The following is a 15,183-nucleotide window of genomic DNA, read 5'->3' as shown; positions in this document are numbered from 1 at the left end:
GCTCAGCGCACGACGAAGGCGACGCGGTGCTCGACGGGGTAGTTGCGCGACGGCAGCGTCGCGACCGCGACGTAGCTGCCCGGCTGCGGATCCGTCCACGACTCGGCGAACGTGAGCGACTCGCTGGCGCGCAGCACCTTGCTCTGCACGACCTGCGTGAACATGCGGTTCTCGCTCCAGCGCCAGACTTCGCGGCCGAGCGTGTCGAGCACGATGATGTCGTGCGTGCGTCCGTCATTGAACAGCACTTCGAGCTTGCGCGCGCTTGCGTTGACGACGTCGAAGCTGAAGTGCACGCCGTTGTTGACGTCGATGTCGAGCGTCGGGGCCAACGGTGCGCGCGCATCGACCGGCGCGCTGCGATTCACGGTGCTGCGTTCCGTTGCCGCTTCGCTTCGTGGACGCGGTCCGCACGCAAACGCGAGCACCGCGAAACACACGAGAGTGAAGGGCACCTTTTCACGCATCTGGACAGCACCGGTGGGGGTGGTGACTAACTTATCAACAGCTGGACGATTCGTCAAATGCTAGGTCACGGCTAACTGCCTGTCGGACGGATACTTGCCGTGGCATCACGAATGTTCGGTCCAGTTGGACAGGGCGTGGAAAACCCGAAGTACGGGGTTGGACAGCTGTCAGGACCGTAGGGTCTTGCCGCCAAGACGCGCCGCCGAGCGAGAGGTAACGGCGGCGCGATTCTGCCCCGGGTTTTTGCTTGCGAAAAATTTCACAAGCTCCTATTTTTCAAGGCTGAAATGGAGTCCGAACCGCCCTCTGGGGTACCGCGGGACCCCCGCCCATCGGGCGAGGATCCCCTGAGGAAGCTGGCGCAGCATTCGGGGGGCATCGGCTCCCTAGGCGCGGCAGGGAAGTACGCGGGGTTGGGTCTCCAGTTCGCGCTCTCGATCCTCCTCTTCCTGTATCTCGGGCAATGGGTGGATCGGCGCATCGGGACCAACGGCATCTTCGCGCTGGTCGGTGCGTTCCTGGGCTTTGGGGCGGCGTTCTACTCGATCTATCGGAGTCTGATGGCCGACCAGAAGCGGGCGGAGGAGGCGGAGGCGCGGGAGCGCGCCGAGGCCAAGCGGACGGGCGGGGCGGGGCAGTGAAGAAGGCGCTGGCCTTCTTCGCCATCGCGGCGCTGCTGACGCTCGGGGGTGCCTGGGGCATCACCGCGCTGCGGCCGGAGCCCGAGATCGCCCGGGCGGTCTGGACGTCGGCGGTGATTGCGTTGGGGGTGCAGCTGCTCTCGTTCGTGATCGCGAAGCCGTTCGTGGCGACCAACCCGATCGCCGGGTGGGGGTTGGGGTCGCTGCTGCGGATGCTGGTGCTGGTGCTCTACGCGGTGGTCGGCACGAAGGCCTTGGGCCTCGCCGCCGGTCCCGCATTGATGAGTCTGGTGGGATTTCTGTTCGTCACGATGCTGGTTGAGCCTCTCTTCCTGAAGCAATGAAGATCGCACGCATACTGACGGTGATGGCCGCTCTCGTCCTCTTCGCTGCGCCGCTGCGCGCCGAGGAGCCGCAGGCCGCGGAGAAGGTGGACATCATCACGCCGCACATCACCGACGGCGACCACATGGAGATCCCGTGGATCCTGCCGCCCTTCTTCAAGGAGATCCATCTCCCGAAGTATGAGGCGCTGCAGTTCCACGTCGGCGGCGTGATGATCGACCTCTCGCCGACCAAGCACGTGTACTTCCTGCTGATCGGCGCCACGCTGCTCGTGACCGTGATGACGCTGGTCGCGCGCTCGCACGCGAAGACGGCGGCGCAGGGCACCGCGCCGAAGGGCGCGGCGAACGGCTTCGAGGCGATGATCCTCTACATCCGCAACGAGGTCATCCTGCCGAACGTGGGCCATCACGGCGAGGGCTTCGTGCCCTACCTGCTGACGGTCTTCTTCTTCATCCTCACGCTGAACCTGCTCGGCCTCGTGCCCTACGGGTCCACGGCCACGGGCAACATCTCCGTGACGGCGACGCTGGCCTTCCTGACCTTCCTCACGGTCGAGATCGCCGGCATCCGGGCCAACGGCTGGGGCTACCTCAATACGATCTTCTATTGGAACAACGACCTGCCGATGGTCATGCGGCCGTTGATGTTCGCGATCCTCACGCCCGTCGAGCTGATCGGCAAGATCACGAAGCCGTTCGCGCTGGCCATCCGTCTCTTCGCCAACATGACGGCCGGCCACATCGTGCTGCTCGCGATGATGGGTCTGTTCTTCAGCTTCGGTCTCCCCATCGGCGTGGCGCCGCTGGGCATGGCCGTGGCGATCATGTTCCTCGAGTTGTTCGTGGCGTTCCTCCAGGCCTTCGTGTTCACGCTGCTGTCGAGCGTGTTCATCGGGCTGATCCGGGAGGCGCACCACTAGACGGCAGTCGGGAGTTGGCAGTTGGGAGTTGGGAGGGACTGCAACGACACCTCTCACTACTTCCAACTCACAACTTCCAACTGCCGTTACGTAGCCCGGCGAGCGCCGGGTGAATCTCGCTGAGTCGCAAGACTCGCCGGCGAGTAGCGTCGCAAGACGCGCAGGACCACGCTGGACCAATCACCTACAGGGTTCCTCCAATGATCACGCTCGTCCCGATGCTCCAGGAAGCCGCCACGGCGGTCGCCAACAACAACCAGGGCCTCGCCCTCATCGGTGCCGGCATCGGCGCCGGCCTCGCCGTCATCGGCGCGGGCATGGGCATCGGCCGCATCGGCGGCTCGGCCGTCGAAGGCATGGCCCGTCAGCCGGAAGCGGCTGGCAAGATCCAGACGGCCGCGCTGATTCTCGCCGCCTTCATCGAAGGCGCCGCGCTGTTCGGCATCGTCGTCGCCTTCTCGATCCAGGGCAAGTTCTAAGCTGGTCCGGTGGAGCGGGGCGCCGACCGGCGCTCCGCTTCGCCACCCCTTCCGACGCTGTACTCCGCGACTTCCCTCGGCCTCTCGCCGATTTCCACTCGGATACTCCGATGCGCACGCTTCTCACTGCCGTTGCCCTGCTCCTCCTCACTGCCTCGCCGGCGTTCGCCGCGGCCGAGGGCGGCAAGGTCAGCCTCCTCGACCCGCACTACGGCCTCATCACCTGGACGATCGTCGTCTTCTTTGCGACGTTCTTCCTCCTCCGCAAGTTCGCGTGGGGTCCGATCCTCGCGGCCGTGCAGGGTCGCGAGCAGGCGCTGCTCGACGCGATCGCGTCGGCCGAGCGTGACCGCAACGAGGCCGCCAAGCTCGTCGCCGAGCAGAAGGCCGCCATCGAAGCGGCGCGCAACGAGGCGCAGCGCTACATCGCCGACGGCCGCGCGACGGCCGAGTCGATGCGCTCGGAGATGCTCGAACAGACGCGACAGCAGCAGGCCGAACTGCTCGAGCGCGCGCGCAAGGAGATCGAGTCGGAGAAGGCCAAGGCCATCGACGAGCTCCGCCGCGAAGCCGTGGACCTCGCGCTGGCCGGCGCCGGCAAGCTCATCGGGCAGAAGCTCGACGGCGCGACGGACCGCCAGATGGTCGAGCAGTACCTCGCCTCGCTCGGGAAGAAGTAAATGCGCGAGACCTCGATCGCCCGCAACTACGCCGAGGCCCTGCTGGCGCTGGCCGGCAAGGCCAAGGAAACCGCGGGCTTTGGCGCCCTCATCAGCGCGCTGGGCGACGCGGTGAGCGGCGACGCGAACCTCCAGCACTTCCTCGAGGCGCCGCAGATCAGCGCGGCGCAGAAGAGCGCCGTGCTGGGCAAGGCGCTGGCCGACAAGGCGCCGCGTGCGTTCGTGCTGTTCGTGCAGAAGCTGGTGCACAACCGTCGCCAGATGCTGATTCCGGCGATTGCCACCGAGTACCACGACCTGCTCGACGCCGCGGAAGGCCGCGTGCATGCGCGCGTGACCGTGGCGCGGGCCTACGATGCCGCGGCGACGGAGTCGCTGACCAAGGCGCTCAGCGCGGCGATCGGCAAGACGGTGGTGCCGCACCTGACGGTGGACGAGCGCATCATCGGCGGCGTCGTCGTGCGGGTCGGGGACACCGTGATGGATGGCTCGGTGCGTCGCAAGCTCGGCAAGCTGCGTACGGCGTTGGTGGGCGCGCGCTGAGTCGCGTCGGCTCACGCGTCGCTGGGCCGCCTCAGGCGGCACGGGCAGGTTCAGAGGGCCGTTCCCGAGGAGCGGCCCTCTATTGCTTCCGGGGCATGATGGGCAGATTTCAGCCGTGACGGACTCTTCGGGACCGCTGGACCGCCGCTCGTTCTTCTCGCAGGGCCTGACACGCGCCTTGCGGGAGATCGTGGGTGCGGTGGAGCAGAAGGTGGTGCAGGCGCAGTACGTGCGGCCGCCGGGCGCGTTGCCGGAGGCGGCGTTCCTTGCGGCGTGTACGCGCTGCGGGGCCTGCGCCGATGTATGCCCGGTGCATGCCATCACGAAGCTGCCGCCGTCGGCGGGCTTGGCGGCCGGTACGCCGACGCTCGACGTGGCGGTGACGGCGTGCATCATGTGCGAGACGATGCCCTGCGCGGCGGCCTGCCCGACGCCGGCGCTGGACGTGCCGGCTTGGGGCTGGCGCGATGCGAAGATGGCGCAGGTCGAGATCGAGGTGTCGCGGTGCATCACGTATCGCGACGTGGAGTGCGGGATCTGCGCGCGGGTCTGCCCAGTGGGGGAGGACGCGCTGAAGATGGATGACCGTGGTCGCCCGGTGATCGGCGCGGCCTGTACTGGCTGTGGCCAATGCCTGAACGCGTGCGTGACGACGCCGACGAGCTTGGTGGCGCGGCCTCTGGAGATGCTCTGATGAAGCCCGGATCCGGACCACACCACGTGCGCATCGTGCCCAAGCCCTGGGGCCACGAAGTGATTTGGGCGCATACCGAGCAATACGTCGGCAAGCTGCTGCACGTGAAGGCGGGGCATGCGCTGTCCGTGCAGTACCACAACCTGAAGGACGAGACCCTGCACCTGCTGCGCGGCGAGATGATCTATCGGATCGACCGCGGCAACGGGCTGGAGGAGTTTCCGCTGAAGGCCGGCGAGAGCTTCCGCAACACGCCGGGGCAGATCCACCAGATGGAGGCCGTCACGGACTGTGACGTGCTCGAGGCTTCCACGCCGCACCTCGACGACGTGGTGCGGCTCACTGACCGCTACGGACGCGAGGGGACCAGCACGCCATGAAGGTGATCATTCCGTTGGCCGGCAAGGGCACGCGCCTCAGGCCGCACACGCACACCGTGCCGAAGCCGATGCTCAAGGTGGCCGGCAAGCCCGTCATGGACTACGTGATGGACGACGTCGCCAAGCTCAAGGGCGTCGAGCAGGTCGTCTACATCACGGGGCACCTCAAGGAGAAGGTCGAGGCGCACGCGAAATCGGCGTACGCCATTCCCGGCGTGTACGTCGAGCAGAAGGTGCAGGACGGCACGGCGGGCGCCGTCGACCTCGCGCGGCCGTACGTGGACCAGCCGGTGCTGATCATCTTCGTCGACACGATCTTCGACGCCGACCTCTCGGTGGTGGAGTCGAGTGACGACGACGGCATCATCTGGACGAAGGAAGTCGAGGACTACCAGCGCTTCGGCGTAGTGGTCACCGATGCCAACGGCCACATGACGAAGATCGTCGAGAAGCCGAGCACGCCGATCAGCAAGCGGGCGAACATCGGGCTCTACTATGTCAAGAACTGGAAGCTGCTCTACGAGGGCATCGCCCACGTGCTCAAGCAGCCGGCGAACAAGGGCGAGTACTATCTCACCGATGCGTTCCAGTACATGATCGACAAGGGCGCGAAGATCCGCGTGATCGACGTCGCCGGCTGGTACGACGCGGGCAAGCTCGACACGCTGCTGGAGACCAACCGCACGATGCTCGAGAAGGGCCGTGCGGCGCAGATGGGCACCGTGACGGACTCGAAGATCATCGAGCCGGTGCGCATCGAGGCAGGCGCGGTGGTGGAGGGGTCGACCGTGGGGCCGAACGTAGTGATCGGGGCGGGGACGTCGGTGAAGGGCTGCACCCTGCGGGATACCATTGTCGGTGACAAGGGCACGCTGGACGGCTGCTCGTTGCATGACTCCATGCTCGGCGATCGCGTCATGCTTGAGGGGGTGGCCGGCGCTGTGACGCTGGGCGACGACGCCGAGGTGCGGCGCTAGCGGCGGACTGTCGCGGCTCCGCTCGTGGCTTCGTGGTGAGTGCGGTTGGGTTCCGTTGCGACGCCGGGCGACGCAGATTCACGGGGTCAGCAATCCACAGTAAGCCCCCGGAGCGCACGTGACCGACGCGATGGATCGCCGCGACCTGCTCAAGCAGGCGCTGGCGGCAGGCGCAGGACTGGCCGCTGCTTCCGCCCTCACCCCGCTCCCGGGCATCGCCGAGTCGATCGACGCGATCCGCGCCCCGCAGGCGGCGCCCCCGCGGCCCGCCGGCGCCTCGACGATGAAGGGCGTACCGTTCGAGCGCCGCGATACGGTGCGCTTCGCGATCGTCGGCACGGGATTGCGCGGACGGTCGATTCTCTCGGAGTTGCTCGCCATCGACGGCGTGCAGATCGTCGCGGTCGCGGACATCGCGCCGGAGAAGGCCGCCCGCGCCGTGAAGATGTGTACCGATGCCGGGCGCGCCGAGCCGGCGGTGTACACCAACGGCCCGCGCGACTACGAACGCCTGGTGCAGCGCGACGACATCGACTTCGTCTATACCGCGACGCCGTGGGAATGGCACACGCCGGTGATGCTCGCGGCCATGCGCGCGGGCAAGCACGGTGGCACCGAGTGCAACACGGGCATCACGCTGCAGGATCTGTGGTCGCTGGTGGACGAGAGCGAACGCTCGCGCCGGCACTGCCTGCAGCTCGAGAACTGCAACTACGGCTACAACGAGATGCTGGTGAACCGCCTCGTGCACGATGGCGTGCTCGGCGAGATCCAGCACGGGGCCGCGGCCTACATCCACGACCTGCGCACGATCCTCTTCGAGAATCGCGACGAGGGCCTGTGGCGCCGCGATTGGCACACGAAGATCGACGGCAATCTCTACCCCACGCACGGGTTGGGGCCGGTGGCCTGGTACATGGACATCCATAAAGGTGATGCCTTCGACTACATGGTCTCGATGAGTACGGAGGAGCGCGGGCTGACGCTGCATCGCGAGGCGACGGTCAGCGACCGCAGCGATCCGAAGTGGCGCGAGCGCTACGTCACCGGTGACCTCAACACCTCGCTGATCCGGACCAAGCGCGGGCGCACCATCCTGCTGCAGCACGATGTCTCGAGCCCGCGGCCGTACTCGCGGCTCAATCACGTGAGCGGCACCAAGGGAACCTTCGAGGACTACCCGGCGCGCATCTATGTCGAGGGGCGCGGGGCGGGGCATCGCTGGGCGGCGATCGACGAGTACAAGGCCACGCACGAGCACCCGCTGTGGACCCGCATCGGTGAGCTGGCGCGCAACAAGGGCGGCCACGGCGGCATGGACTTCGTGATGATGTGGCGCCTGGTGCAGTGCATCCGCGAAGGGCTGCCGCCGGACTTCGACGTCTATGACGCCGCTGCGTGGAGCGCGCCGCTCGCCCTCTCGCAGATGAGCGTGGCGCAGGGCTCGCAGCCGATGAAGTTCCCGGACTTCACGCGCGGGGAATGGGCCAAGTGAGACTCACCGCACTGGATTGGACGATCGTCGTCCTGTCACTCACCGTCGCCTTCGTGCCCGCGTTGCTGCTCGCACGCCGCGCCGGCAGCAACACCACGGAGTTCTTCACGAGCGGTCGCGCCGCACCATGGTGGCTGATCGGCGTGTCGATGGTCGCGACCACGTTCTCCACCGACACGCCGAACCTCGTCACCGACCTCGTGCGCGGCGGCGGCGTGGCCGGCAACTGGGTGTGGTGGGCCTTCCTGCTCACCGGCATGGCGACGGTGTTCTTCTACGCGCGGATGTGGCGGCGCTCGGGCGTGCTGACCGATCTCGAGTTCTATGAGATCCGGTATTCGGGCCGTGCCGCGAGTCTCGTGCGCGGCTTCCGCGCCGTGTACCTCGGCCTCGTGTTCAACGTCGTCATCATGGCGACGGTGAACCTCGCCGCGGCGAAGATCGCGAGCATCCTGCTGGGCTGGCCGATGTGGCAGACGCTGGCCGTGTGCGCGGTGCTCAACGTGCTGTTCGCCGTGGTGAGCGGGCTCTGGGGCGTGCTCGTCGCGGACTTCATCCAGTTCGGCATCGCGATGGCCGGGTCGTTCGCCGCGGCGTACTTCGCGCTGCAGCGGCCGGAAGTCGGCGGGCTCATGGGCCTGTTCAGCCAGCTGCCGGCGCAGGCCTACACTTTCCTGCCGGACTTTTCCGACTGGACGGTGGCGCTCACGGTGTTCGTGCTGCCGTTGACGGTGCAGTGGTGGTCGGTGTGGTATCCGGGTGCGTAGCCCGGCGGCGGCAGCTACATCGCGCAGCGCATGCTCGCCTCGAAGAGCGAACAGGACGCGCTGTTCGGCACGCTGTTCTTCAACGTCGCGCACTACGGCCTGCGCACCTGGCCGTGGATCATCGTCGCGCTGAGTTCGATGCTCGTGTTCCCGTCGCTGGACGACATCGCGCGCGCCTTCCCCGACGTGCCGCGCACCCTGATCGGCAACGACATCGCGTACCCGGCCATGCTCACGTTCCTGCCGGTCGGCTGGCTGGGGCTCATGGTGGCGGGCCTGCTCTCGGCGTACGTGAGCACCATCGTCACGCATCTCAACTGGGGCACGAGCTACCTCGTGCACGATCTCTACCGGCGCTTCGTGAAGCCCGAGGCCAGCGAGGCGCACTACGTGCTCGTCGGCCGGCTCGTCACCGCCGGCCTGATGGTGGTCGCGGCGGCGCTGACGTTCTACCTGGAGACCGCGCGCGCCGGATTCACGTTGCTGCTCTCGATCGGCGCTGGCACCGGGTTGCTCTACTTGCTCCGCTGGTATTGGTGGCGCGTGAACGCCGCCGCAGAGATCGCGGCCATGCTCGGGTCGTTCGCGATCGCGCTGGGCTTCGAACTGGCGCGCCGCGCGGGCGTCGAGGTCGCGGCGCATCACGCGCTGCTCGTGACGGTGGGCGCGACGACCGTCATCTGGCTGTTGGCCGCGTTCCTCGGGCCGCGCACGGACGCGGCGGTGCTGCAGCGCTTCTATCAGCTGGTGCGCCCTGCGGGTCCTGGCTGGACGCAGGTGCGCGCGGCCGCGGGACTCACCGCCTCGCCCGACTCGTTCGCGCAGGCGCTCTTGGGCTGGGTGTGCGGCGTGCTCTTCGTGTACGCGGCGTTGTTTGGCGTGGGTGCATGGCTGATGGCGAACTCCGCGTTGGCGATGGTCTGGGCAGTGGTGTTCGTGGTGAGCGGCGCAGGCGCGTGGCGCATCGTGCAGGGATTCCGAGCGACCGCCTGATGCGTGCCACACTCGCCGTCATCCTGGCCCGTGGGCTCGGCACGCGCCTGCGTGCCGATGACGGCACCGCGCTCGATGCCGGGCAGGCCGCCGCGGCCTCGGCTGGCACCAAGGGGCTCGTGCCATTGGCCGGTCGCCCGCTCCTCGACTTCGTGCTGCACGAGCTGGCAGAGGGCGGCGTGCGCGATGTCGTGCTCGTGGTCCCGCCGGGAGACTCCCCGCTGCGCACGCGGTACGATGTCGAACACCCGCCAGCGCGCCTCCGGGTGCGCTTCGCGGTGCAAGAGGAGCCGCGCGGCACCGCACAGGCCCTGCTCTCGGCGCGTGAGGCCGTCTGCGCCGCGCTTGGTGCGCCCTCGGATACCGGCGGCCGTCGGCACTTCCTCATGTGCAACGCGGACAACCTGTATGCAGCGCCAGCGATCGAGGCGTTGGTGGACGCGCGCGGCCCCGGAGTGATCGCGTACGACGCGGACGCTCTCGTGCGTGACAGCGGCATCGAGGCGGAGCGCGTGTCGCGATTCGCGCTCCTCGACATCGGCGACGACGACATGCTACGTGACATCGTCGAGAAGCCCGAGCAGGGTCACCCGCTGCTCAAGGCCACGCCACGCTGGGTCTCGATGAACCTCTGGCGTTTCCGCGACACGATCTTCGACGCCTGCACGGCGATATCACCGTCGCCGCGCGGTGAGCTGGAGCTGGCCGACGCCGTGCGCGAGGCGATGCGGCGCGGCGAGCGCTTCGCCGTGCATCGCCGCGCCGAGGCGGTGTTCGACCTCACGCATCGTCGGGACATCGCGACGCTTGAGGCGCGGTTGGCCGGCCGCGTGCCGAAGCCGTGAATCGGCAGCTCTTCGTGCCGGGCCGCATCGAGCTCTTCGGCAAGCACGTGGACTACGGCGGCGGGATCTCGATGACCTGTGCCATCGAGGAAGGCATCACCGCCGACGTCGAGCGGATCGACGTGGCGGTGATCGACCTCGAGGACCGGCGTACGGGCCGTCGCGCGCGCGTGCCGCTGCGCCGCGACGCCCGCCCCGGCGGCGCGCACGGCGGCACGTACATCGCCGCCGTCGCCCGACGGCTGGCGCGGGACTTCGGGCCGCTGCGGCACGGCGTGCGCGTGGTCTCCGAGAGCACGCTACCGCGCTCGGCGGGGCTTTCGAGCTCGTCCGCCTTCGTGACGATGCTGACGCTCGCCGTGGCCGAGGCGAACGAGCTCACCTCGCGACCGGACTGGACGCGGTATCTCGGCGAGCCGCTGGCGCTGGCGGAGTATTGCGGTGCGGTGGAGACCGGCGGGGCGTTCGGTCCGTGGAGCGGTGAACGCGGCGTCGGCACGCGAGGCGGCGCGCAGGACCACGTGGCGATCCTCTGCAACGCGGACGGCCGCGTCGGCGTGTACGGCTACCTGCCGGCGCGGGCCGTGGGCGACGCGGCGTTCCCCAGGCACTGGGCGTTGCTCGTCGCGACCAGCGGGGTGCGCGCGACCAAGACGGGTGCGGCGCAGGCGGACTACAACCGCGCGGCGGATCTCGTGCATGGCCTCCTGACACGCTGGAATGCCGTAGAGCGCCGCCACGACCGGTCGCTGGCCGCCGCGCTGTCGTCAGCCCCCGATGCGCGGGCGCGGCTGGATCGCCTCGTGCAGGCCTCGAGCGATGCGCCGCTGCTTTCGGTGAGACTCACGCAGTTCCAGCGCGAGGTGGACGTCGTCGTGCCCGGAGCGCTCGCGGCCATGCGGAACGGCGATGCGAGCGCGTTGCGGCGCTGGGCCGTGGAGTCACAGCAGGGGGCGGAGCTGGCGCTCCGCAATCAGATTTCCGAGACCATGTTCCTCGCGCGGGCCGCGCTCAGCGCCGGCGCGCATGCGGCGTCCGCCTTCGGCGCAGGATTCGGCGGGGCAGTGTGGGCCATCTGCGACGCCGCCGACGCCGATGCGGTGCGGGACCGCTGGCGCGCGCTGTACGCGAGCAGCCATCCGGCGCGCGCGGCGAAGAGCGAATGGTTGCGGCTGCAGCCGTCGGCGGGCGTCCGATGGCTGACGTGAAGCTCCCCCGCAACGTCAAGATCCTGGCTGCGGTGAGCTTCCTCACCGATGTAGCCAGCGAGTTAGTGTATCCGCTGCTGCCGGTGTTCCTCACGACGACGCTGGGCGTCAGCGCCGCAGGACTTGGCGTGATCGAAGGGTTCGCCGAGAGCGTGTCGTCGTTGCTGCGGCTCCCGGCGGGATGGTGGAGTGACCGGACGCGGCGGCGGAAGCCGCTGGTGGTCATCGGCTACACGATCGCGGCACTCTCCCGTCCGCTCATCGGCTTCGCCCAAGGCGCGGGCCAAGTCTTGGCGATTCGCATGAGCGATCGGTTCGGCAAGGGCATCCGCACGGCGCCGCGGGATGCGCTGATCGCGGACTCGGTGGCGGTCGGGCAGCGCGGATACGCCTACGGGGTGCACCGCGGGTCGGACAACCTCGGCGCGGTGTTCGGCCCGTTGATCGCGTGGGCGGCGCTAACGTACCAGTGGGCGGACTTGCGCACGCTCTTCTTCTGGACGGCGGTGCCCGGATTGCTGTCGGTGCTATTCCTCGTGCTCTTCGTGCGAGAGGCGCCGCGAAGCCTGACGACGCCGCGCGTGGTGGCGGCCGCGAGCGTGAAACAAGGGACGGACGTGAATGGCCCGCCGGTGCCGGCCTTGCACCGCGAAAGCGACGAACCGCTGGGCGCCGCGTTCTGGAAGATGCTGGCCGTGATCTTCCTGTTCACGCTGAGCCTCTCCACGGATGCTTTCTTGCTGCTTCGTGCCTCGCAGCTCGGCGTGCCGCAGGCGATGATCCCCATTCTCTGGGCGGCGCTGCACGTGGTGAAGTCCTCGAGCTCGTTCGTCGGCGGCGCCCTGTCCGACCGATTCGGCCGACGTCCGCTCATCCTGAGCGGCTGGGGCATCTACGCGTTCGTGTACCTCGGCTTCGCGGTCGCCTCGGTGCAGTGGCACGCCTGGGCGCTGTTCGTGGTGTACGGTCTGTACTTCGGCTTGAGCGAAGGCACGGAGAAGGCGCTGGTGGCGGATCTCGCGCCCCCTGCGCGGCGCGGTGCGGCATTCGGATGGTTCAATGCAGCCGTGGGCATCGCCGCGCTGCCGGCCAGCATCATCTTCGGCATCGTCTGGGATGCGTACGGTGCCGAGTCGGCGTTCGTGATGGCCGCCGGCATCGCTGCGCTCTCGAGCCTGCTCTTCGCCGTCGTGGTGCCCCGGCAACGCGCCTAGCAGCAGCGCGCGCCGGGCTTCTCGTAGCGGGCGTTCAGCCGCTCGGCGAGGAACTCGCGCTCGCCGAGCGGTTCGCGCTCCGGATGGTGCGCGCGGACATGCGCGACGTAGGCCGCGTAGTCCGGCGCCCCGATGATGCGCCGCAGGATGGCCGCGAGGCGTGCGATCACGGCCGCGCCTTGCTCCCGTTGGGGCCGATCGTGCGGTCGAAGAGTTCGAGGATGCGGCGGTACTCGTCCGTCCACGAGCTGGGCCGGACGAATCCGTGGTCTTCGACCGGATACACGGCCATCTCCCAGCCTTCCTTGCCGAGCTCGATAAGCCGCTGGGCGAGTTGCACGACGTCCTGGAACTGCACGTTCGTGTCGATCATGCCGTGGGCGATGAGCAGCGGATCGTTCAGGCCCTCGGCGAAGAAGATCGGCGACGACCGACGGTACGAGAGCGTATCGTCCTGCGGCAGGTTCAGGATGCGTCCGGTGTAGCCGTGGTTGTAGTGCGCCCAGTCGGTGACGGAGCGCAGCGCGGCGCCGGCGCCGAAGTACTCGGCCTTGTTGAACAGAGCCATCAGCGTGATGAAGCCGCCGTAGGAGCCGCCGTAGATGCCGATGCGCTCGGGGTTGATGCCGAAGTTGGCGCTGAGGTACATCGAGCCGCTCACGTGGTCGTTGAGGTCCCAGCCGCCCATGTGCCGGTAGATCGCCGTACGCCAGTCGCGACCGTAGCCCGCCGAGCCCCGGTAGTCGATGTCGAGCACCGTGTAACCCTTCGCGGCGAGCAGGTGGTGGAACATGTACTCGCGCGAGTACGTGCTCCACCAATTGTGGACGTTGTGCAGGTAGCCCGCGCCGTGCACGAAGATGACGCCGGCGCCGTTCGGCTGCGCGCCGACATCCTGCGGGCGGTAGATGCGCGCCGGGACGGGCGTGCCATCCTCACCGGGGATCATCACGATGGCCGGCTTGATCCACGCATGGCGGCGGAACTCTTCGGTGGTCGACGTCGTGAGGCGTGTCGTCGCCGCTTGGCCGACGCGACCCAGGTAGAGCTCGGGCGGCGTGTTGGCCTCGGAGTACACGGACACATAGCGCTGTCCGTCGGGCGCGAACGTCACGCTGTGGCCGCCATCGCCCGCGGTGATGCGGCTGCGCGGTCCGCCGGTGAGCGGGACACGATAGGCCTGGCGCGTGAACGGCGAGGGTTCCGATGTGCTCAGCTCGAAGCTGCGCCCGTCCTCGCTGATGGCCACCTCGAGCACTTCCCAGCGGCCGCTGGTGATGGCGAGCTTGTCGGACCCGTCGGGGCGCACGGTGTAGAGGTGCGAGAACCCCGTGCGCTAAGAGACGAACCAGATGCGGCCATCGGGCGTGAAGCCGGTGCAGTTGAAGCACGGACCGTTCACCCACGCCTCGTCGCGGAGCGCGTCCACGAGCACGGTGGCCCCGGCCGCGGAGGCGACGCTCCAGATCCAGCGATGCTTGAAGTCCGCGCTCGTCACGGAGACGATGGCGAAGCGACCGTCGGCGCTCCAGTCCCCAACTTGCGCGCCTCCCGCGGCGCTCGTGGAGTCCGGCGAGAGCTTGAGCCAGGTCACCTTGCCCGACGCGAAGTCGAGATGGCCCACCTTCGCCGTGCCCTGCGCATCGCCGACCTTGGTGCGGCCGGGGATCATGCGCGGATAGCCATCCGTGGTGATGTAGTCCGGGACGTCGGAGCCCTTGGTGCCCTGTGCCGGCAGGAACGTCGAGATGAGCGCGCTCTGGCCGTCCGGCGAGACCGACAGCCCGGTCACGCGCTCAGCCTGCGGAATCCAGACCACGGGCAGCGCACGGGCTTCCGCCTCACGACGCTCGGCGCGCCGGATGGAATCGGCGCGGAGCTGTTCGCGCACGTACTCGAGCAGCAGCTTCTGTTGCTCGGCGACCGCGGCCCGCTGCCCCTTCGGGGCTTCGGGGTCACGCGGTGCGGTGCCAGAGCGGATGTCCGTGAGCTGGCGCGTGAGGCCCGATGCGAGGTCGAACGCGAAGGCGTTGTTGTCGCGCACGAAGTACAGCGTTCGACCATCCGGCGCGATGCGTGGGGCGTTCTCGCTGGCGGCCGTCTGCGTCACGCGACGCAGAGTGATGCGCTGCTGGGCATCGCGCTGCTGCAGCCAGATGTCGCCGTTGGCGGCGACGACGCGCAGGCGGCCGTCGCGCGAGCGCGGGCCGCTCGCGAGCCAGGGCGCGACGGAGTCCATGTGCGCGTCGCTGACCAGTTCCGGCTGCGCACCGGCACGCGGCGCGATGCGGTACGGCTTGAGTTGCGCGTCCCAGGCGCTGCCCGGCGGCAGCCAGCGGAAGTAGACCCACTGGCCATCGGCGGTCCAGCGCACCTGTGCAGGCTCGCGGCCATAGAGCTCCGGCCCGCGCATGATGTTGCGCACCGAGAGGTCGAACGTGGATTGCTGCTGCGCAGCCAACGGCGCGGCGGCAATCAGGGCGAGGGCGAGGAGACGACGCATGTCAGGCATCGGGTTCTGGGATGGGAACG

At 68.5% G+C, this 15,183-nt stretch carries 17 protein-coding genes and 2 pseudogenes; 14 read left to right on the top strand and 5 right to left on the bottom strand.

Annotation, left to right across the window (positions count from 1 at the left end):
* Positions 1 to 2: 2 nt before the first annotated feature.
* Positions 3 to 368: a BsuPI-related putative proteinase inhibitor gene (locus tag Strain318_RS11670; RefSeq protein ID WP_367885870.1), complete on the bottom strand. Its 366-nt coding sequence runs from the start codon at positions 366 to 368 to the stop codon at positions 3 to 5.
* 387 nt (positions 369 to 755) lie between these two features.
* Here Strain318_RS11670 and Strain318_RS11665 point away from each other — a divergent pair, with 387 nt between their 5' ends.
* The 14 genes and pseudogenes from Strain318_RS11665 to Strain318_RS11600 all read left to right on the top strand — a co-directional run bounded on the left by Strain318_RS11665 (position 756) and on the right by Strain318_RS11600 (position 12,651).
* A complete protein-coding gene (locus Strain318_RS11665; RefSeq protein ID WP_367885869.1) occupies positions 756 to 1,109 on the top strand; it encodes an AtpZ/AtpI family protein in 354 nt (117 codons plus the stop codon).
* Complete coding sequence (locus tag Strain318_RS11660) at positions 1,106 to 1,453, top strand: hypothetical protein (RefSeq protein WP_367885868.1); 348 nt, start codon at positions 1,106 to 1,108, stop codon at positions 1,451 to 1,453. The genes Strain318_RS11665 and Strain318_RS11660 overlap by 4 nt, the downstream gene beginning before the upstream one ends.
* A complete protein-coding gene (gene atpB, locus Strain318_RS11655) occupies positions 1,450 to 2,376 on the top strand; it encodes a F0F1 ATP synthase subunit A (RefSeq protein ID WP_367885867.1) in 927 nt (308 codons plus the stop codon). Before Strain318_RS11660 ends, atpB begins: the two co-directional genes overlap by 4 nt.
* A gap of 218 nt (positions 2,377 to 2,594) precedes the next feature.
* Complete coding sequence (gene atpE / locus Strain318_RS11650; protein WP_367887915.1) at positions 2,595 to 2,855, top strand: ATP synthase F0 subunit C; 261 nt, start codon at positions 2,595 to 2,597, stop codon at positions 2,853 to 2,855.
* A gap of 110 nt (positions 2,856 to 2,965) precedes the next feature.
* Entirely contained in the window at positions 2,966 to 3,535 is a 570-nt protein-coding gene (gene atpF / locus Strain318_RS11645; protein WP_367885866.1) for a F0F1 ATP synthase subunit B, read from the top strand.
* Complete coding sequence (locus tag Strain318_RS11640) at positions 3,536 to 4,078, top strand: F0F1 ATP synthase subunit delta (RefSeq protein ID WP_367885865.1); 543 nt, start codon at positions 3,536 to 3,538, stop codon at positions 4,076 to 4,078.
* Positions 4,079 to 4,193: 115 nt separating this feature from the next.
* Positions 4,194 to 4,772: a 4Fe-4S dicluster domain-containing protein gene (locus tag Strain318_RS11635; protein ID WP_367885864.1), complete on the top strand. Its 579-nt coding sequence runs from the start codon at positions 4,194 to 4,196 to the stop codon at positions 4,770 to 4,772.
* Positions 4,772 to 5,152: a cupin domain-containing protein gene (locus Strain318_RS11630; protein WP_367885863.1), complete on the top strand. Its 381-nt coding sequence runs from the start codon at positions 4,772 to 4,774 to the stop codon at positions 5,150 to 5,152. The genes Strain318_RS11635 and Strain318_RS11630 overlap by 1 nt, the downstream gene beginning before the upstream one ends.
* Complete coding sequence (locus tag Strain318_RS11625) at positions 5,149 to 6,129, top strand: sugar nucleotidyltransferase (protein WP_367885862.1); 981 nt, start codon at positions 5,149 to 5,151, stop codon at positions 6,127 to 6,129. The genes Strain318_RS11630 and Strain318_RS11625 overlap by 4 nt, the downstream gene beginning before the upstream one ends.
* 130 nt (positions 6,130 to 6,259) lie before the next feature.
* Positions 6,260 to 7,624: a Gfo/Idh/MocA family protein gene (locus Strain318_RS11620; RefSeq protein ID WP_367887914.1), complete on the top strand. Its 1,365-nt coding sequence runs from the start codon at positions 6,260 to 6,262 to the stop codon at positions 7,622 to 7,624.
* Positions 7,612 to 9,384: pseudogene (locus Strain318_RS11615) on the top strand (sodium:solute symporter family protein). The gene Strain318_RS11620 and the pseudogene Strain318_RS11615 overlap by 13 nt, the downstream one beginning before the upstream one ends.
* Entirely contained in the window at positions 9,384 to 10,229 is an 846-nt protein-coding gene (locus Strain318_RS11610) for a sugar phosphate nucleotidyltransferase (protein WP_367885860.1), read from the top strand. The pseudogene Strain318_RS11615 and the gene Strain318_RS11610 overlap by 1 nt, the downstream one beginning before the upstream one ends.
* Positions 10,226 to 11,437, top strand: coding sequence for a GHMP family kinase ATP-binding protein (locus Strain318_RS11605; protein WP_367885859.1), 1,212 nt, complete (start codon positions 10,226 to 10,228; stop codon positions 11,435 to 11,437). The genes Strain318_RS11610 and Strain318_RS11605 overlap by 4 nt, the downstream gene beginning before the upstream one ends.
* Positions 11,434 to 12,651: an MFS transporter gene (locus Strain318_RS11600; RefSeq protein WP_367885858.1), complete on the top strand. Its 1,218-nt coding sequence runs from the start codon at positions 11,434 to 11,436 to the stop codon at positions 12,649 to 12,651. Before Strain318_RS11605 ends, Strain318_RS11600 begins: the two co-directional genes overlap by 4 nt.
* On the opposite strand, the gene Strain318_RS11595 is transcribed toward Strain318_RS11600, so the two are convergent.
* From Strain318_RS11595 to Strain318_RS11580, 4 genes and pseudogenes are all read right to left on the bottom strand, one after another.
* Positions 12,648 to 12,821, bottom strand: a complete 174-nt coding sequence (locus Strain318_RS11595) for a YbdD/YjiX family protein (RefSeq protein ID WP_367885857.1) — start codon at positions 12,819 to 12,821, stop codon at positions 12,648 to 12,650. The two genes, Strain318_RS11600 and Strain318_RS11595, sit on opposite strands and share 4 nt — an antisense overlap.
* A complete protein-coding gene (locus Strain318_RS11590; RefSeq protein WP_367887913.1) occupies positions 12,818 to 13,603 on the bottom strand; it encodes an alpha/beta hydrolase family protein in 786 nt (261 codons plus the stop codon). The genes Strain318_RS11595 and Strain318_RS11590 overlap by 4 nt, the downstream gene beginning before the upstream one ends.
* Before the next feature lie 111 nt (positions 13,604 to 13,714).
* Positions 13,715 to 13,975: pseudogene (locus tag Strain318_RS11585) on the bottom strand (DPP IV N-terminal domain-containing protein); the annotation flags it as partial.
* Between the two features lie 12 nt (positions 13,976 to 13,987).
* Positions 13,988 to 15,154: a beta-propeller domain-containing protein gene (locus Strain318_RS11580; protein ID WP_367885856.1), complete on the bottom strand. Its 1,167-nt coding sequence runs from the start codon at positions 15,152 to 15,154 to the stop codon at positions 13,988 to 13,990.
* Positions 15,155 to 15,183: the final 29 nt, after the last annotated feature.

The sequence above is a fragment of the Pseudogemmatithrix spongiicola genome, from assembly GCF_030623445.1.
Classification (GTDB): domain Bacteria; phylum Gemmatimonadota; class Gemmatimonadetes; order Gemmatimonadales; family Gemmatimonadaceae; genus Pseudogemmatithrix; species Pseudogemmatithrix spongiicola.
The sequence above is the reverse complement of the archived record's forward strand: the minus strand, read 5'-3'. Positions and strand labels throughout refer to the sequence as shown.